The sequence below is a fragment of the Shewanella sp. 1180_01 genome (assembly GCF_052850535.1).
In genome coordinates, this window is record NZ_VXCT01000007.1 from 121,246 (window position 1) to 138,213 (window position 16,968).

Consider the following 16,968-nt stretch of genomic DNA (forward strand, 5'->3'; position numbering starts at 1 on the left):
ATCCGCTTTATGATTGGAATACGAAAATGGCAACACATTAGTGTTGCCATTTATTTAAAGTAGAGAGATTCGTTAAATCTAACTTTAACGAAATAGTATTAAATTACAGCTTAACTAATACACGCCCCGTGACTTGACCTTGGATAATTTTATTCGCGAAATCAGGCACCTCTGCCAATGAAATCTGCTGGCAAGCTTGCTGATAGAAATGTGCAGGCAGTGCTTTAATCACAGCTTCCCACGCCGCTTTTCGCTTCTCAAATGGACAAGAAACAGAGTCGATTCCCAGTAAACTCACACCCCGTAAAATAAACGGCATAACGGTTGTGGGTAATGCAAAACCGCCCGCTAAACCACAGATAGCGGCGGCGCCACCGTATTGCATTTGCGCTAATGCTTTGGCGAGGATCTTGTTGCCAACGGTATCGACCACACCCGCCCAGCACTGCGCCTCAAGCGGCTTAGCATCTTGTTCAAGCTCACTGCGATCAATCACTTCTGCGGCACCAAGCTCCTTCAATAAAGGTGCATTTTGCTCGACCCGACCACTGCAGGCAACCACGCGATAGCCAGCATTGGCGAACAAAGTCACCGCCACAGAACCCACACCACCACTGGCACCTGTGACAAGAATATCCCCACTTTGCGGTGTTATCCCAGCCTGTTGCAGCGCTTGCACGCACAACATCGCCGTAAGCCCAGCAGTGCCTATCATCATGGATTTAGCGGCATCACAACCTTGCGGCATGGGCACCAGCCAGTCGGCTTTAACTCGCGCTTTTTGCGCCATACCACCCCAGTGGTTTTCGCCCACGCCCCAGCCCGTCAAAATCACCTGATCGCCAACTTGGTATCTTGCATCAGTCGATTCGCGCACGACCCCCGCAAAATCGATGCCTGGTACCATAGGAAACTGACGAATGATTTTGCCAGCACCGCTCACAGCTAAACCATCTTTATAATTCAGCGAGGAATAGGCGACATCAACCAAGACTTCCCCTTCTGGCAAATCAGCTTCTGTGATTTGTGAAACTTGAGCAAACGTACGTTTATCTTCTTGCATCAGTAGTAAGGCATCAAACATAAATCGCTCTCCGAAGGCCAAACCGTATTAAACGATATTCAAAAAGTTACCATAAAAGGCATAGACATCATTAACAAGCAGACTTATTGCTAATAGTAAATGCTGAGATCTAAACAGATTAAAGATAATGACCAAGAGTGATCGGGCGCAAGATCTAGCGTCTTTATGGCTTTAAACTCGCCTGCTGTAAAGCGCCACTTTGACCCCAGTAACGGGCAAACTCAGTCAAGGTCATTCCGGCATTATTCGTTAGGTTCGCATCGCATTCTTTCGCGTATAGCCGCTTTACAATATTGAATTCGGCCTTAATCACAGCGCCCATCATTGCCGTATTACCACGCTTATCTTGCAAACAAGCATCAGCACCATGCTCAAGCAATAAATCCGTTGCAGCCTCTTGGCCGTTATAAGCCGCCACCATTAGCGCGGTATAGGTTTGACTATTTCTCTGGTCAATAGGGAAGCCCGCATCGAGAAAATGCTCAAGCACTGTGATATCGCCAGTACGCGCGGCAGCAAAATAATAGTCCACCAGCAATTGCACTTGTGCAGTATCGGGCTCGTCCGCTTGGCTGACAGTTGCGGATGCCTGAGCCGAACCTGCGCCCATCACGACCGACATACTCAGTGCCGCAATCATCAATAATAAGATCGTAATATTGTGTTTCATCAATAACTCCCGCGCAGCAAAAATAGAGATTAAAACAATAAGAGGTGACGAAATGCCCGCAAGACGCCCTCTTAAACTGGGCAGAAAAGAGCTTGATTACGCCTTGCGGGACTTACTGGGTTTGAGCGGTTTAACGCGAATCTGCACCAAATCGCTCTAAAATGATGCGTTAAATTGAACGCTGTTTAACGTCGGCCAAATCACCTTTTACGGCCTTGGTTAAGCGCTCACCAAACTCTGGGTCTGCACGATAAAAGTGACTCAGCATTTGATGTTTCACCTTTGCATCGTTCACTTTGCCTAAGTCACCTGCCAAGTTAGTGATCAAATCGGCTCTATCTTGCTTGCTCAAGCTGCGGTAAAAAACGCCCGCTTGGCTAAAGTTATCCTGCTTGCTAATAGCCGTTTGTTGCACTGTGCCATTGAGCGCAGTCGTTACCGCACGATAACGATTATCTTCGGCCAAGGCTAAATGTACGCTCGGTTGATAATTCACATCGGACTGGGTATGCCCCATATTGCCCGCGCCTTCTTGGTTGTGGTTTGCCACCGCCACTAAGGGTTTATTAATCGGCAATTGCGACAAATTCGCGCCGAGTCGATACAGCTGAGTATCGGCGTAGGAGAACATACGACCTTGCAATAATCTGTCTTCCGAAGGCTCAATCCCAGGGATCAAATTCGATGGCGCAAATGCCGCTTGCTCAGTTTCTTGAAAGAAGTTTGCTGGCATGCGATTAAGCGTCATAGTACCGACTTTTTGTTCAGGCACATTTGGCCATACTTTAGTGGCATCTAACGGGTTGTAATCAAACTTATTCAGCTCACTTGGGTCGAGTAATTGGACGTATAAATCCCATTTAGGGAAATTACCTTTATTGATCTCGCCATAGAGATCATCGGTCAAATGATTAAAGTTTTGACCTTGTACCTTAACCACTTCATCAGGGCGTAAGCCTTTTACACCTTGCTGACTCTTCCAGTGAAACTTAACGTATTTCACTTGCTTGTCTTGGTTAATAAACTTGTAAGCATGCACGCCCCAACCGTCCATTTCTCGATAACTGGCAGGTACACCTAAGTTACTGTAAACCTGAGTCAACATATGGGTCGAGCCCGCTTCGTGGCTAAAAAAATCGAAAAAACGATTCGGATCTTGCATATTGGTCACAGGCGATGGTTTGAGCGAATGCACCATATCTGGAAACTTGATCGCATCGCGAATAAAGAATACGGGTAAGTTATTACCCACTAAGTCCCAGTTACCTTGGTCCGAATAAAATTTGGTCGCAAATCCACGGGGGTCGCGCAACGTTTCTGGCGAACCTTTTGAGTGGATAACAGTAGAAAAACGCACAAACACAGGCGTGACTTTGCCTTTCTGTGCAAAGGGTGCCGCTTGAGTCAGATAACTAAAATCACCACTCGATACAAACTCACCGTGCACACCTGTGCCTCTGGCATGAACAACCCGTTCAGGAATACGTTCACGGGCAAAGCGTTGTAGCTTCTGAATAAGCTGCACATCTTGCAATAACACGCTGCCATTACTGCCCGCTGTGGTGGAGTTTTGGTTATCACCCACAGGGGCGCCATTGTCACGTGTCAGGGTATTTGTTGGTAAAGTTTGAGCCTGTACATTTAATGCCAGACCCATAGAAATAATTAAAAGGCTTTTAGTCAGATGCATAACAGTTCCTCTCTATGCATAACGCCAAGCTCTTTTCTGCCTGCCCGCAGTATAGTTCTGAATTTATAATTAAAAGAAAGGATCTTTATCGATTATATGAATCAATAAAACCTATTAGGCATGAATAAGCTACAACAAGACCTCATTTTACCTGACTCCGAAATCTGAGTTTATGGACTAAAATCTCACAGTTTTAGTCCATTGCGAATTGGTTAGTCATGGGCGTGATAAGCGAGCTTTGCGTTGTTTATTACACTTAGTGATAAGCGTCGCGAGCTAACATTAACCCTTAAGTCCCATTTGTTTTAATCTACGATACAAGGCATTACGGCTGATCCCCAAACGCTTGGCGCATTGGCTCACATTGCCATCACAGGCTTGGTATGCCTGTAGCACATTGCTATAAATCGCATCGTGGAGAGAATCCGATTGAACCGCAGTGGCAGTTGGCAGCGTCGCACTGTTGCCACTCGTAACTTTGCCACTCACAACTTTGCCAGCCAGCAGATGTGATGCAGAGTTTTGACCGGTTTTAACCTCTTCACCTAACGGCTGCTCTTCATTTAACAGCTGTGCATTTAACGGATCCACTTTTAACGGCTCGCACGCTAATTTTTGTGCAAGATAATCGGGTAAATGCAGCCAAGTTAAAGTGTCATCACCTTCAGCCATTAAACACGCGACTTGCATAAGATTATCCAGCTCACGCAAATTGCCGGGCCAGTCGTGTTGCATCAGCTGCCCTAACAACTCAGGGCAGATCGCCTGCGGCTCAATGCGATGTTTACGATGCAATTTATGGATAATGCGCTCGATATCCTGCCGCTCACGTAGCGCAGGTAAACGTACTTGCAGACCATTCAATCGATAGAATAAATCCTGCCGAAACAGCCCCTGCGCCACTTGTTGCTCCAAATCCATATGGGTCGCGGCAATGATTTGAATATCAACTTTAAAACTTTGATTACTGCCAACGGGCACCACTTCGCGCTCTTGCAATACCCTAAGTAAACGACTCTGAGCTGCCAGCGGCATTTCGCCAATTTCATCTAAAAACAAGAAGCCGCCGTGGGCTTGGCGAATTTTGCCGATAAATCCAGTACGATTTGCCCCAGTAAACGCGCCCGCCTGATAACCAAAGAGTTCAGATTCGACTAACTCTGCAGGCAATGCCGCACAGTTCACCGCCACTAAGGGCTCGCTGCGCCGCACACTCTGGGCGTGGAGCTTTTTAACAAACTGCTCTTTACCGACGCCTGTTTCACCAAGCACTAACAGCGGAATTTGCTTAGTGATCACCTTATTGGCATGTTGCCATGCGCGCTCAAGTTGAGGATCGCGAAATCGCACGCCCAGTTGAGTGAGCGATTTATTGCTCATCTCCACCCGACTCTTGGCGTTGGGAATATTTAAGGGTTGAGTCTGTAAATGCAAAGCTAAATGTTGATTAAAACCACCCGCACGGCTCCAATTATCGCCTAAGTACTGCTCTACGCTATCCCCCACCTTAGCTTGATTAAGCAATTGTTTAGCCATGGGATTACAACCCACAATGCGGCCATCGCTATCGGCAATTACTATACCCTGCCAACCCGAACTGAGCAGATTGGGCTGCGCCGCTAAATCGATTCGATAATGGCTATCGGGCAGATGACACAAAAGCGCGGTCTCGACCTGCTGCGCCAAACTCGACACTAACATCAGCGTCTGCTGGGTGTGCCTTTGCTGCTCACTGGTGATATCTATCACCCCGAGCATCTCACCTTGGGGGGAAAATATTGGGCAAGCAGTGCAACTCATAAAACGATTCTGGCGAATAAAATGCTGCTCACCCACCACAGATACGGCTTGTTTGGCGGTAAGTGCCGTCCCTATCGCATTGGTGCCTTTGTGCTGCTCAAGCCAATTCACCCCGATATCCAGAGCCACATCCGCCAATTTTGTGGAGTAACGGCTCACGCCCCAGTGCCTGAGCACATAACCCTCAGCATCACTGAGCAAGAGTCGGCTATTAGAATGCGCCATCAACTGATTGAACAAAGGCAGGGCATGGGATTGCACTAATGCTATGAGCATTTGATATTGCTCATGTTTCTGTTTTAGTTCGCTAGCATCGAGCCTAAGTTCTTGGGGTAACTGAAACTCGGACAAGCCAGCGCCAATGCTTCGCTGCCACGAATCGGCCAACCACGCCTGTGTCGATGGTAAATGCGGTTTAACTGTCATAGCCGTGCTCCCCCGAGCTGTGTTCCGTTTCAGCACACTTGAGTGTGCCGTTCGATGACAAAGTGACCACAGGACACACCTCACTCCCTGAGTGCCCATACTGTTTCAAATCTGCAAAATTAGCTTTTCATCATACTGTTAGCACAACAAGTGTACAACTCTTGCCAGTTTGGCCCCCTCCTTGCGATGCACCTTAGGTATGCAAGTCTCAAGTGTTACGTTAGAGAACACTAAGCTAATCAACAAGAAGGAATGATTCTATGATTTATGCTCAACCCGGAACCGCAGGCGCAATCGTTAACTTCAAAGAAAAATATGCCAACTTTATCGGTGGTAAATGGGTCGCCCCGATCAATGGTAAATACTTCGACAATCGCTCACCCGTAAATGGCCAAAACTTTTGCCAAATCCCGCGGTCCGATGCCCAAGATATTGAATTAGCGTTAGATGCCGCCCACGCAGCTAAAGAAGCATGGGGTAAAACCTCAGTCACCGAACGCTCAAACCTGTTACTGCGCATTGCCGATCGGGTCGAACAAAATCTCGAATATTTAGCCGTCGCCGAAACTTGGGAAAACGGTAAAGCGGTGCGTGAAACCTTAAACGCCGACTTACCCTTATTCGTCGATCACTTCCGCTACTTTGCGGGTTGTATCCGCGCACAGGAAGGCAGCGCCGCCGATATCGACGGCAACACAGTCAGTTATCACTTCCCAGAGCCTTTGGGCGTGGTCGGGCAGATCATTCCTTGGAACTTCCCGCTCTTGATGGCCGCATGGAAAATCGTCCCTGCGCTGGCGGCGGGTAACTGTGTGGTACTCAAGCCTGCAGAGCAAACGCCAGTCTCGATTCTGGTCTTACTCGAACTGATTGAAGACCTATTACCCGCGGGTATTCTTAACGTAGTCAACGGCTTTGGTGCCGAAGCAGGACAAGCACTGGCCACCAGCAAACGCATCGCTAAACTTGCGTTTACGGGCTCCACCGAAATTGGCTATCACATTTTAAAATGCGCCGCCGAATCCTTAATTCCATCGACCGTTGAGCTTGGCGGCAAGTCGCCTAACGTGTTTTTTGCCGATGTGATGGACCATGAAGACGAATATTTAAATAAGGCCGTCGAAGGCATGTTGCTGGCCTTCTTTAACCAAGGTGAGGTCTGTACTTGCCCATCACGGGTGCTAGTCCAAGAGTCGATTTTCGATCGCTTTATCGAAAAAGTGCTCGTCCGCGCGCAAACCATTAAGCAAGGCGATCCCTTAGATACAGACACTCAAGTGGGTGCTCAAGCCTCTAAAGAGCAGTTCGATAAAATCTTAAGTTACTTGGCCATAGGTAAGGCTGAGGGCGCAGAAGTGCTACTGGGCGGCACACTTTGCCAACTCGATGGCGGCCAAAGCGAAGGCTATTACATCAGCCCGACGATAATGAAAGGCCACAATAAGATGCGTATCTTCCAAGAGGAAATCTTCGGCCCTGTCATTTCGGTCACCACCTTTAAAGATGAAGCCGAAGCCTTAGCGATCGCCAACGATACTGAGTACGGCTTAGGTGCTGGCGTGTGGACACGGGATATGAACACGGCTCAACGTATGGGACGCGGCATTCAAGCGGGCCGCGTGTGGATTAACTGTTACCACGCCTATCCTGCCCATGCCGCCTTTGGTGGATATAAAAAATCCGGCATCGGCCGCGAAACCCATAAGATGATGCTCAACCATTATCAAAATACCAAGAATCTCTTGGTAAGTTACGATGTGAATCCTTTAGGTTTCTTCTAAGGAGCTTTGTGAAGGGCTATATCTAAGAGGTTTTATCTAAGAGGTTTTCAAAGGACGTCTCTAACCTGCTACAGCAGTAGTTATTAGCAGTTCTGCTAAACGTGATAACGATAGTGTAATAACCATCATTACAGCGCAGAAGTGATAGACAAGAAAGGGCGATTCGCCCTTTCTTTGTTTCTGTCTAAAAATCAATAAATCAGATGCTTATACAAAAAACACTTACAGAAACATACCGCCAGAAGCTTCGATACGCTGGGCATTAATCCAAGCAGCCGCAGGCGATAGCAAGGCACTAATCGCGCCGCCGATATCATCCGGTAAACCCACACGTCCTAACGCAGTTTGCTGCGCTAAAAACTGATTCATCTGTTCATTGTCCCGTACAGCACCGCCGCCAAAATCTGTTTCAATCGCCCCAGGGGCAAGCACATTGACCCGAATACCCCGTGGGCCTAACTCCTTTGCCCAATACTTAGTCATAGTTTCGACCGCACCCTTCATAGTGGCATAGGCGCCAAATCCGGGAATCGCAAAGCGCGTCAAGCCGGTGGAAATATTGACAATGCTTCCCCCATCCATCAGCTGCGGCAATAAGGTTTGAGTCAAAAAGAACGGTCCTTTGACGTGGATGTTCATCAAGGTATCGAACTGTTCAATACTGGTTTCCGCCATAGGCACATGAATCCCGATACCAGCATTGTTAATCAAATAGTTAAACGACTCCCGCTGCCAAGTCTGAGCTAATACAGTGCTCACTTGGGTGGCAAACTCGGCAAATGAGCCGCTATCGCTCACATCCAGCGGCAGCGCTACCGCTTTGCGTCCCAGCCATTCAATCTCGGCGACCACTTCAGCGGCCGCTGCAGCATTCGTTTGATAGGTCAGGATAATATCTATCCCCTGCGCCGCTAATTTCAGGGCAGTGTTTTTACCTAAACCGCGGCTAGCACCAGTGATTAGTGCAATTGGAGTCGTGTTCATGGTCAGTCCTTATAATCGTCGCTGGAAGTGAAACCTAAGCCTTGAGGCCTAATTAACTGCACACAGCTTATTACTTGCAATTAACGAGATAAACACACTATAAATGCTAAGACTGTTAGCCAATAAAGGACAATCGCCGTGCAAGATAGACTGCAAGCCATGCAAATTTTTATGCGGGTCGCTGAATTACAAAGCTTTACCCAAGCGAGCGTCAGCTTAGGTCTATCGAAAACCCATGTGTCGAATGTGGTGGCGCAGTTCGAAACCTTTCTGGGTGCGCGCTTGTTACAACGCACCACGCGGACGGTACGCTTAACCCAAGATGGCCAGAGCTGTTACGAGCGCTGTAAAAGTTTATTGGCGGAATTTCAAGAATTAGAAAGCCTGTTCCAACTGCAAGCCGAGCAAGTATCTGGGCGGCTCAGAGTCGATATGTCGACGGGCATTGCCCGCAACTTAGTGCTCCCTAAACTGGCTGAATTTATTGAGCAATATCCGCATATCGAGCTTGAACTAAGCAGCACAGATCGTAAGGTAGATGTGATTGCCGAAGGGTTCGATTGTGTGATTAGGGTCGGCAGTGTGCAGCAAGAAGGATTAATAGCGAAAAAGCTGGGGCATTTTAAGATGCTGAACTGTGTCAGCCCAGCTTATATTGCCAAATACGGTAAACCCGAAAGCCTTGAAGATTTGACCCAACAAAACCACAAACTCGTCCACTACGTAAGCCAATTAGGCGGCACTGACTCAGGCTTTGAATATCAAGATCCCCACACTCATCAAGGGAGCCTTACTATCCAACTGCCTAAATTGATTACGGTAAATAATGCCGATGCCTATAGCTCAGCCTGCTTGGCGGGGTTGGGGATCATTCAAGTTCCCAGCATAGGGGTGGCTAAGTATTTACACACTGGCGAGTTGGTCGAGATCCTGCCAAATTACCCTGCGCCGCCCATGCCTGTAAACTTGCTCTACCCACACAGGCGGCATTTATCTAAACGCCTGCAAGTCTTTATGGCATGGTTAAATCAGCAGATGACGCCGTTTTTAATCCCACATTAAAGGGACTTTTCGATGGCTGCTAAACGCTGATCCAATTCGGCCATAGCGGCGGCCGTTTGCGGATCGCTTTGGGGATCAACAACTTCAATCAGCTTAAGTTTCGGCCGAGTTGTTAACCAAGAGCAGCTCGCAGTAATGACTAAATCCAGCACAAACTGGCCGTAATAGTGCAGTCGCAAGCGGTTATCCGCCATGGGCCAGTGTGAGTGCAGTAAGAATGAATCATACATTTGCGCCAAAGATGTCGTCGCAATGAGCTTAAACGCTTCATCGAGCAGACTAAACTCGGTTGATTCTTCGAAGGGACAATCAAAAGAAGTGATGACCAAATACCCCGAGGTTTTATTAGGTAAAACGCAGCGATATTGGCCTTCAATCACTAAGCCTGCAATAAAGGTATGAGTATGTTGGCCATTGAAATACAAAGGCATTTTCAGTGGATTAAGCTCAAGTCCATCAGTACGTACTGTTAGCAGTGAAAACCCCGTTATCGGTTGCATCCTTTACCCCACTTATCTCGCCTATCCGCGAACACACATGTCGCGTGGCTCTTGCGGATTCAAATCACTAGGGCTGGCGGCTTTTCCAATAACAACCCAATAAGATCAAGTAACCGACAAAATATGCCACGAGATCGAGTGGATCAAAATGGCTACCTATCACTATCCGCGCCAAGCGATTTCCGCCTAAACCTAGCTTATCGACTAAGCCCCAATACTGGCCAAACTCGATAGCAAAGGCAAACAGCAATACCGCAAGTGCCAGCCAAGGAGTTTGAAATAAGCGCTTAATGCCATCGCCGGTGTTTTTTGCTGCGGTATTTTCTACTGGATAGGTAAAAGGAACGACAACGCGCGCCATGCAAAACAGCAAAATCACCACCAATACATCGCCCACAAAACCACGAATAAAACCCGCAGGCGCATATAAAGCGATTAAGACTTCAGTCAAAAATAATAAAACGGCATAAATAAAAAAGGATTTACGACTCGGATTGCGGCTGATGAAAGCGCGAATAACGGCGGTAGACATAGATAAGTTAGTCCCTAACTTCACTCGGTTGAGGTGGCAGAATCTACCGTAATACCAAGAGGTTAACAAGCGAGTTTTCGTTGGAATTTAAGACTCGTCACCCGAGCAAGCGCGCCACTTAACCCCACTAACTCACTGAATGTTCGCACCTCAAAATTTAAGCGAGGTTTAAGTTTGGGTTAAGTAGCCTACACCTAAACCCACTTAGGAGCGTCACACCATGTCATCAAACACACTGCAAACCATCAAAGTCTGGGACCTGTTGATCCGCATATTCCATTGGTCTCTCGTCGGCTTTTTCACCTTAGCCTACCTTACTGAAGGCGAAGACGAGTGGATGACCATCCACAGTTACGCAGGTTACAGCATCTTAATTTTACTGGTGTTTCGTCTACTGTGGGGCGTGATTGGTACCCACAATGCGCGCTTTAGCAACTTTATCACTCGCCCTAAAGAAGTGCTGGTGTACCTCAAAGGGCTCATCACAGGCAAAGCCAAAGACTACATAGGCCATAACCCCGCTGGAGCAATGATGATAGTGGCCTTGATTGCCAGCATCGCCATCACGGGATTCTCAGGCATGGCACTGTACGCCACCGACGGACACGGCCCATTAGCCACAAGCTTTTTCGCCACTTGGCCCGAAGGCGCCATAAAAGAAGTCCATGAATTCTTTGCCAACTTCACAGTGTTCCTTGTGGTCATCCATGTTGGCGGCGTCATCGTCAGCAGCCTGCTACACAAAGAAAACTTAGTCAGAGCCATGGTCACGGGCAAGAAACAACGCCCTGTGAAACAAGAAGATTAATCCATTAGCCATTTTGCTTAGCAACAAGACATCCAGCCAAAAGGAATGCCCTATGAACAGATTCACCAGACACACGAATAAAAGTCACCTTGCTATCGTCGCGATTTCCACCTTGCTGCTGACTAGCGTTAGCGCCGCCAACAGTAAAGTGCAAAGCCTGCCAATGAGCGCTGAGCGCATCGGCACGCAACTGCAAAGCTATCAAGCCCAAGGCGCTGGACCCTTTACCGCCGCCGCAGGACAAAAGCTTTGGCTACAGGACATGGACGGTCGTAGCTGCGCCAGTTGCCATACCGCTAAAGTCACCGACATGGGGATGCACCAAAACACCCGTAAACCCATTGACCCTATGGCGCCGTCGATTACCGCAGATCGGTTAACCGACTCAGCCAAAATCGAGAAATGGTTTACCCGTAACTGTAACTGGACCTTTAAACGCGACTGCACTCTGCAGGAAAAAGGCGATGCCTTACTCTGGTTAAGCCTGCAATAACCGCCAAATTTAGACCTTATAACTCATTCAATTAGATCAATTAATTTCAATACCTTCCACAGAAGGTAACGGCACAAAAAGGAAGATGTCATGACTAAACAAGCACACCCTATTAGTTGGTTCTTAGGTTCATCACTCACAGCTGCGGCATTAGCCATTGGCGTTATCGGTGTCAGCCTAACCTTAACCGGCACAGGCTATGCGGACGATGGCCGCGGGCTTAGCCGCGCCATTCCACAAAATGCGGAATATACGGCAGAATGTGGCAGCTGCCACATGGCTTACCCCGCGAACTTACTCCCCGCCGACAAGTGGCGCGCCATTACCGCAAATCTTGAGAATCACTTTGGTGACAACGCCAGCCTAGCCCCTCAAGTCACTGCTAGAATTGAGGAATATCTGGTTCAACATGCGGCGCAAAATGGTAAGGTGATGAAAAACAGCACGCCACTACTTGCAGGCGCTGGGCCGCAGAAGATCACAGAACAGGCATTTTTTATTCGCAAACACGATGAGATCCCAAGACGTATGGTGCAAGATAACCCCAAAGTCGGCTCATTCAGTCAATGCAGCAATTGTCACAACCTCGCAGAGAAGGGCATATTCGATGAAGATACCGTTAATATTCCTGGCTTTGGCCGTTGGGATGATTAGCAGCTGCAATGCCCACGACGATGATCTTTCAAACAAGGTGGTAGAGTGGGTTAAGGAGGGCAAGGTTTTGCCCTTCGACACCATAATGCAACGCTATGAATCACGGCTAAAGGGACGGTTGCTCGATCTCGAAGTCGAGCAAAAACATGGAAGGATCATCTACGAGCTCGAAATCCTTCGTGACGATGGCATAGTGTATGAAATCAAGATTGACGCCAAAACCGGCGAGTGGCTAAAGGAAAAGGTCGACTGATGCGTTTGCTATTGATTGAAGATGATACCGATCTGGTCGCGCGCCTCATTCCCGCCCTTAACAAGGCTGGCTATACCGTCGAGCACGCCGATAATGGTATCGACGGTGCCTTTTTAGGCGAAGAAGAAAACTTCGAAGCCGTGATCCTCGATCTCGGTTTACCAGGCAAACCCGGTTTACACGTCCTCGGCCAATGGCGACAAAAAGGCTTAGCCATGCCTGTGCTGATCCTCACCGCCCGCGATGCGTGGCACGAGCGGGTCGATGGCCTCAAGGCGGGTGCCGATGATTACCTCGGCAAGCCTTTTCACATCGAAGAACTACTCGCAAGGCTCGAAGTGTTGATCCGCCGCCACTTTGGCCGCGCCGACAATGTGTTGCAACATGCGGGCGTTTCCCTCGATGTCGACAAACAAGCCGTCACCAATGTCGAAGGTGAAGTGATAGAGCTGACTAAGATTGAATATCGCCTACTGCATTATTTAATGGTCAATCCCAGCAAAATCGTCTCTAAGTCAGAGCTCAGTGAACGCATTTACGAAGAAGATCAAATCAAAGACAGCAATGTCATCGAAGTGTACGTCAACCGCCTGCGTCAGCGCTTAGGCAAGGATTATATCGAAACCCGTCGCGGCCAAGGTTATCGACTCAAGGAGTAAAAGGCGTGTATTCACTCAAGGGTTATCTGACGCGCAATCTGCTGATCACGCTCACCTTTGCCATGGTGCTGTTACTGTATTTTCTGTACCAAGGTATCCAAATATTGACCCAAGATTTTGTTGCCTCGCGATTGCAACACGATGCCGACAGCCTGATCTCCGCCCTGAATAACAATCCCGATGGCACCTGGGCGCTCACCACCGACCGCTTGCCCAATGTGTACCACAGGGTTAATTCTGGGCATTATTTTGCGATTCAAATCGGCGAGCAAACCCTGCGCTCACGCTCCCTATTCGACCATAACGTGAACATGCTAAAGCTGGCCGCGGGTGAGCACCACCAAGCCACTGAGTTTGTCGGCAAAGAACATTGGCTGATGTTCAGTCAGGCCGTAATCAAAGATGATCAATTAGTTACCCTGTGGGTGACAGAAGACATCAGCGAGCTCGAACAAACTCAAGTACAGTTTTTAGCCTTTGCTAGCGCGGCCGTGTTGCTCACGATTGTTATTCTATTACTAGCGCAGTATCAGCTACTGAAACGCGGCTTTAAACCCTTAGAGCAGATGCCAGAAGCCATACGGCAGATGCGCACCCAAGGGCAAGAAATCAGTCCAGACCAAATGCCGAGCGAAATCATCCCGCTGATTGAGGAGATAGATCGTTTAGTCAATCAATTGGGCCAAAGAGTACAACGCTCTCGTAATGCCTTGGGTAACTTAGCCCACGAAATGAAACGTCCGCTACAAGGGCTGCAGTCCTACCTAGAAAGCCTTCCACCGGAACAGAGGAGTGAGGGCAGCAAGGTGCTCGCAAACCTGCACCACATCATTGAGAGAGAGCTTAAGCGCACTAAGATTGTCGGCCTGTCCACTCCGGGGCGTTATACCGTGCTCGATGACGACCTCGCGCCGCTGATTCAAGTGATGCAGCGTATCTACCCAGACCGCATTATTCATAGCCATTACGCGAGTGGCTTAGTGATGCCATTTGACCGCGATGACTTACTCGAACTCTTAGGCAATTTACTGGATAACGCCTGCAAACATAGCCGCAAAAACATTGAGATCCGTATAGTGCATCAAACGGCTGCCACCGCAGGTTATGGGATCATAGTCAGCGATGATGGCGAAGGCGTCTCCGATGCCGCATTGTCGATTATCATCGAGCGCGGCATTCGACTAGATGAAAGCATCCAAGGCCATGGCTTAGGATTATCTATCTGCAAAGATATCGTCGACAGTTATCAGGGCGAACTTAGCTTTAGCCACGCGAAACAAGGTGGACTCGAAGCCAGCGTATTTCTGCCGATCCCAAGTTAAGCGGTATACTCAGCCAAACCATGCTCAATCAAACGCCACCACATCATTCAGACCAGCGAACGGACTTAAGTATTCGTGCCACTATGTCGCACCATTAAGCCCTTTGCATAACACACGTCAGAGATTTATATGAAAGTTATCGACCTAAAATCGGCCCCGCAGCACATTCCACAGCTGGCACAATGGCATCATCAAGAATGGGCACATTTAAGTTCCGCGGACGCCACAGTCACCACACTCATTGAGCAGATGAGCGAGTACCTCACCGACGCCGCCATTCCTAAGATGTTTATCTGTGAAGACGCTAACCAAGTCATGGGCTCCTCCTCATTAACCGCAGCAGATATGGATACCCGAACCGACCTCAGCCCTTGGCTGGCCAATGTGTATGTTAATCCACACTATCGAAATAAAGGCTTGGGGAAATTATTAGTCAATGCCGTCGTTGATTATGCCAAAGCACTCGGATTACAAAAAATCTATTTGTTTACCGCAGACAAAGCAGAATTTTATCAAACGCTTGGTTGGTCAAAGATTTCACGGGAAGATTATATGGGCGAGATGGTCACGATAATGGAATATGAATTTAAGAAGTGAATGTTTAAGGAGAGTGAGCAAGCCCCACGACGGGCGTCGTGAAGCTGTACATGCTGGCTAAATATCTAGATGTGATATCCAATACTTAGCGACAAGCCAAAGGCTTTAGTCAATTTCTATATCCACGCCGAAACGATTGGATAGTTGGCGTTGCTCGTGCAGAATTTCAATTCGGCGGCGAGTGTCTTGGGTCAACTTGTCTTTGAGGCGCAAACCACTAGTAATGGCGGCTTTTTTTGCTTTCTTGCTCTTAGTTGTCGTTGCATCCGTTGGACTCTCGACGGCTTGAGATTCGATAGACATAGCTAACTCCTTTAATTAGAACCTTAAATAGGCTCTTCCAGTAAATCCCTGCTCAAAACGAACAAACAGGTCATCTTTATAATGAGTCAATTCGCCATTCACTATTTAAGTAATAGATAATTTGGCGACTCATAAACTTACGGCTCATATTATTTACCTAAGCCAACAAAATTAAATCACATGCTAACAGGATAAAAATAATCGAGACGTAAGGTCGAAATGAAAACTGAGTATTGATTGACTTCATCGGCGTAACAGAACCCTAACGAGCCCTAAATTTCCAGCGACAAAGCGGCATAACATAGGTAGAGAAAGAACAGGTGATAATGCAGAAAGGTTGGTAAGCTCAAGCGGCAAAGCGCTGCTGCGCAACAATTAGGCTGCGCAACAGTACTACATCTAGCCTAGATTTACGACTTATATGGCATAGCGCCAAGGTAATCTTTCTTGCCAATTTCAACACCGTTGTGGCGCAAAATCGCGTAGGCTGTTGTTACATGGAAGTAAATGTTCGGAATCGCATGCTCAATAGCAAACTCATAACCCGTAAGATATTTTCCTTCCCAACGCGGTTGTGAGACATGGATCGTGGCCGCATTAGCAAAATCATCCGCTTTGAACGTCGCTAAGTAATCTAATACTGAGCTAATACGCGCTTGCAAATCAGCTAAAGTCGTTTCGCTATCATCGTGCTTTGGCACTGTATCTAAGTTATCGGTCAAACGTGCCACGCCAATTTTGGCAGTATCGCAGGCAATCTGAACTTGGCGAATAAGGTTAAATTGATCCGGCGCTAAACGTGAGTTTAATAGCACCGCCATATCGACTTTCTTGAGGTTTGCGAAGCATTCGCCCTTTTCAAGAATAACGCTTAAATTTTTCAGCATCTTGCTAAATTGTACAACCGTTAAATCATAAAGCATGGCATTGACCTCAGTGATGGACGCTACAAAACTGCAGCACTTATGACTATCTTGGGGCAAATAATTCAATTTCAATCATTCTTGGAATTTAAGTATTTACTTAACAATAAACACATCAAAATAAGTCCTATTAAGCAGCTAAAAATGACAAGAAACAGGTGGAGCCTTGTGAGGCGGAGCATTTATTAAGCGAAAAGAGGTTAGTATTCAATCAGAAAAACAGTAATAGACGGGACAAAATTTGGACAATTGAACGAATAACAGCTTGAGATATCACCAATAATGTTAATTTCTCCACAACGAAAAAAGCCTCTACATTGCTGTAGAGGCTTTCATCTTTATGTTGGCGGAGCGGACGGGACTCGAACCCGCGACCCCCGGCGTGACAGGCCGGTATTCTAACCAACTGAACTACCGCTCCTTTAGT

General features: G+C 47.7%; 18 protein-coding genes and 1 tRNA gene. 9 read left to right on the forward strand and 10 right to left on the reverse strand.

Features of this window, described 5'->3' with window-relative positions; genetic code table 11:
- Window positions 1-103 precede the first annotated feature (103 nt).
- The 4 genes from acuI to FW758_RS06505 all read right to left on the reverse strand — a co-directional run bounded on the left by acuI (window position 104) and on the right by FW758_RS06505 (window position 5,670).
- Window positions 104-1,084 (reverse strand): acrylyl-CoA reductase (NADPH), encoded by a 981-nt coding sequence (acuI, locus tag FW758_RS06490; protein WP_446444952.1) that lies wholly within the window; start codon window positions 1,082-1,084, stop codon window positions 104-106.
- A 163-nt stretch (window positions 1,085-1,247) separates the two neighbouring features.
- Window positions 1,248-1,754, reverse strand: coding sequence for an ankyrin repeat domain-containing protein (locus FW758_RS06495; protein WP_446444953.1), 507 nt, complete (start codon window positions 1,752-1,754; stop codon window positions 1,248-1,250).
- Between the two features lie 169 nt (window positions 1,755-1,923).
- On the reverse strand, window positions 1,924-3,444 hold the full coding sequence (locus FW758_RS06500; RefSeq protein ID WP_446444954.1) for a catalase: 1,521 nt from the start codon (window positions 3,442-3,444) through the stop codon (window positions 1,924-1,926).
- Between the two features lie 282 nt (window positions 3,445-3,726).
- Complete coding sequence (locus FW758_RS06505) at window positions 3,727-5,670, reverse strand: sigma-54-dependent Fis family transcriptional regulator (protein WP_446444955.1); 1,944 nt, start codon at window positions 5,668-5,670, stop codon at window positions 3,727-3,729.
- Between the two features lie 260 nt (window positions 5,671-5,930).
- Between FW758_RS06505 and exaC the strand changes: the two genes are divergently transcribed.
- Entirely contained in the window at window positions 5,931-7,451 is a 1,521-nt protein-coding gene (gene exaC / locus FW758_RS06510) for an acetaldehyde dehydrogenase ExaC (protein ID WP_446444956.1), read from the forward strand.
- A gap of 222 nt (window positions 7,452-7,673) precedes the next feature.
- Here the strand turns inward: exaC and FW758_RS06515 are convergent, their stop codons facing one another.
- Entirely contained in the window at window positions 7,674-8,435 is a 762-nt protein-coding gene (locus FW758_RS06515; RefSeq protein ID WP_259484021.1) for an SDR family NAD(P)-dependent oxidoreductase, read from the reverse strand.
- Window positions 8,436-8,573: 138 nt separating this feature from the next.
- On the opposite strand from FW758_RS06515, the gene FW758_RS06520 reads away from it, so the two are divergent.
- A complete protein-coding gene (locus tag FW758_RS06520; protein ID WP_446444957.1) occupies window positions 8,574-9,497 on the forward strand; it encodes a LysR family transcriptional regulator in 924 nt (307 codons plus the stop codon).
- On the opposite strand, the gene FW758_RS06525 is transcribed toward FW758_RS06520, so the two are convergent.
- Complete coding sequence (locus tag FW758_RS06525) at window positions 9,494-9,997, reverse strand: hypothetical protein (RefSeq protein WP_446444958.1); 504 nt, start codon at window positions 9,995-9,997, stop codon at window positions 9,494-9,496. The genes FW758_RS06520 and FW758_RS06525 overlap by 4 nt on opposite strands.
- A 67-nt stretch (window positions 9,998-10,064) precedes the next feature.
- Entirely contained in the window at window positions 10,065-10,529 is a 465-nt protein-coding gene (locus FW758_RS06530; RefSeq protein ID WP_259524462.1) for a ribosomal maturation YjgA family protein, read from the reverse strand.
- A 220-nt stretch (window positions 10,530-10,749) separates the two neighbouring features.
- Here FW758_RS06530 and FW758_RS06535 point away from each other — a divergent pair, with 220 nt between their 5' ends.
- From FW758_RS06535 to FW758_RS06565, 7 genes are all read left to right on the forward strand, one after another.
- Entirely contained in the window at window positions 10,750-11,337 is a 588-nt protein-coding gene (locus tag FW758_RS06535; protein ID WP_446444959.1) for a cytochrome b/b6 domain-containing protein, read from the forward strand.
- A gap of 52 nt (window positions 11,338-11,389) precedes the next feature.
- Window positions 11,390-11,830: a DUF1924 domain-containing protein gene (locus FW758_RS06540; RefSeq protein WP_446444960.1), complete on the forward strand. Its 441-nt coding sequence runs from the start codon at window positions 11,390-11,392 to the stop codon at window positions 11,828-11,830.
- Window positions 11,831-11,920: 90 nt separating this feature from the next.
- Window positions 11,921-12,484: a diheme cytochrome c gene (locus FW758_RS06545; protein WP_446444961.1), complete on the forward strand. Its 564-nt coding sequence runs from the start codon at window positions 11,921-11,923 to the stop codon at window positions 12,482-12,484.
- A complete protein-coding gene (locus tag FW758_RS06550) occupies window positions 12,438-12,737 on the forward strand; it encodes a PepSY domain-containing protein (RefSeq protein WP_446444962.1) in 300 nt (99 codons plus the stop codon). The genes FW758_RS06545 and FW758_RS06550 overlap by 47 nt, the downstream gene beginning before the upstream one ends.
- Window positions 12,737-13,396 (forward strand): winged helix-turn-helix domain-containing protein, encoded by a 660-nt coding sequence (locus tag FW758_RS06555; protein WP_432313008.1) that lies wholly within the window; start codon window positions 12,737-12,739, stop codon window positions 13,394-13,396. The genes FW758_RS06550 and FW758_RS06555 overlap by 1 nt, the downstream gene beginning before the upstream one ends.
- Before the next feature lie 5 nt (window positions 13,397-13,401).
- Window positions 13,402-14,718 (forward strand): sensor histidine kinase, encoded by a 1,317-nt coding sequence (locus FW758_RS06560; RefSeq protein WP_446444963.1) that lies wholly within the window; start codon window positions 13,402-13,404, stop codon window positions 14,716-14,718.
- Window positions 14,719-14,847: 129 nt separating this feature from the next.
- Window positions 14,848-15,315: a GNAT family N-acetyltransferase gene (locus FW758_RS06565; protein ID WP_259512715.1), complete on the forward strand. Its 468-nt coding sequence runs from the start codon at window positions 14,848-14,850 to the stop codon at window positions 15,313-15,315.
- A 105-nt stretch (window positions 15,316-15,420) separates the two neighbouring features.
- Here FW758_RS06565 and FW758_RS06570 read toward each other — a convergent pair whose 3' ends face one another.
- The 3 genes from FW758_RS06570 to FW758_RS06580 all read right to left on the reverse strand — a co-directional run bounded on the left by FW758_RS06570 (window position 15,421) and on the right by FW758_RS06580 (window position 16,962).
- Entirely contained in the window at window positions 15,421-15,618 is a 198-nt protein-coding gene (locus FW758_RS06570; RefSeq protein ID WP_006079715.1) for a hypothetical protein, read from the reverse strand.
- Between the two features lie 410 nt (window positions 15,619-16,028).
- The gene (locus FW758_RS06575) at window positions 16,029-16,541 is read right to left on the reverse strand and encodes a DUF1993 domain-containing protein (protein WP_011845500.1); all 513 of its coding nucleotides are present in this window, start codon (window positions 16,539-16,541) and stop codon (window positions 16,029-16,031) included.
- Between the two features lie 344 nt (window positions 16,542-16,885).
- Window positions 16,886-16,962, reverse strand: a tRNA-Asp gene (locus tag FW758_RS06580).
- Between the last annotated feature and the right edge of the window lie 6 nt (window positions 16,963-16,968).

Excerpts from the sequence above, each read along its gene's own strand:
- FW758_RS06500 (WP_446444954.1), bottom strand. The coding sequence starts at position 3,444 with ATGCATCTGACTAAAAGCCTTTTAATTATTTCTATGGGTCTGGCATTA.
- FW758_RS06530 (WP_259524462.1), bottom strand. The coding sequence starts at position 10,529 with ATGTCTACCGCCGTTATTCGCGCTTTCATCAGCCGCAATCCGAGTCGT.
- FW758_RS06545 (WP_446444961.1), top strand. The coding sequence starts at position 11,921 with ATGACTAAACAAGCACACCCTATTAGTTGGTTCTTAGGTTCATCACTC.
- FW758_RS06575 (WP_011845500.1), bottom strand. The coding sequence starts at position 16,541 with ATGCTTTATGATTTAACGGTTGTACAATTTAGCAAGATGCTGAAAAAT.
- FW758_RS06555 (WP_432313008.1), top strand. The coding sequence starts at position 12,737 with ATGCGTTTGCTATTGATTGAAGATGATACCGATCTGGTCGCGCGCCTC.
- FW758_RS06540 (WP_446444960.1), top strand. The coding sequence starts at position 11,390 with ATGAACAGATTCACCAGACACACGAATAAAAGTCACCTTGCTATCGTC.
- FW758_RS06505 (WP_446444955.1), bottom strand. The coding sequence starts at position 5,670 with ATGACAGTTAAACCGCATTTACCATCGACACAGGCGTGGTTGGCCGAT.
- FW758_RS06565 (WP_259512715.1), top strand. The coding sequence starts at position 14,848 with ATGAAAGTTATCGACCTAAAATCGGCCCCGCAGCACATTCCACAGCTG.
- FW758_RS06525 (WP_446444958.1), bottom strand. The coding sequence starts at position 9,997 with ATGCAACCGATAACGGGGTTTTCACTGCTAACAGTACGTACTGATGGA.
- FW758_RS06570 (WP_006079715.1), bottom strand. The coding sequence starts at position 15,618 with ATGTCTATCGAATCTCAAGCCGTCGAGAGTCCAACGGATGCAACGACA.
- FW758_RS06495 (WP_446444953.1), bottom strand. The coding sequence starts at position 1,754 with ATGAAACACAATATTACGATCTTATTATTGATGATTGCGGCACTGAGT.
- acuI (WP_446444952.1), bottom strand. The coding sequence starts at position 1,084 with ATGTTTGATGCCTTACTACTGATGCAAGAAGATAAACGTACGTTTGCT.
- FW758_RS06535 (WP_446444959.1), top strand. The coding sequence starts at position 10,750 with ATGTCATCAAACACACTGCAAACCATCAAAGTCTGGGACCTGTTGATC.
- exaC (WP_446444956.1), top strand. The coding sequence starts at position 5,931 with ATGATTTATGCTCAACCCGGAACCGCAGGCGCAATCGTTAACTTCAAA.
- FW758_RS06515 (WP_259484021.1), bottom strand. The coding sequence starts at position 8,435 with ATGAACACGACTCCAATTGCACTAATCACTGGTGCTAGCCGCGGTTTA.
- FW758_RS06550 (WP_446444962.1), top strand. The coding sequence starts at position 12,438 with ATGAAGATACCGTTAATATTCCTGGCTTTGGCCGTTGGGATGATTAGC.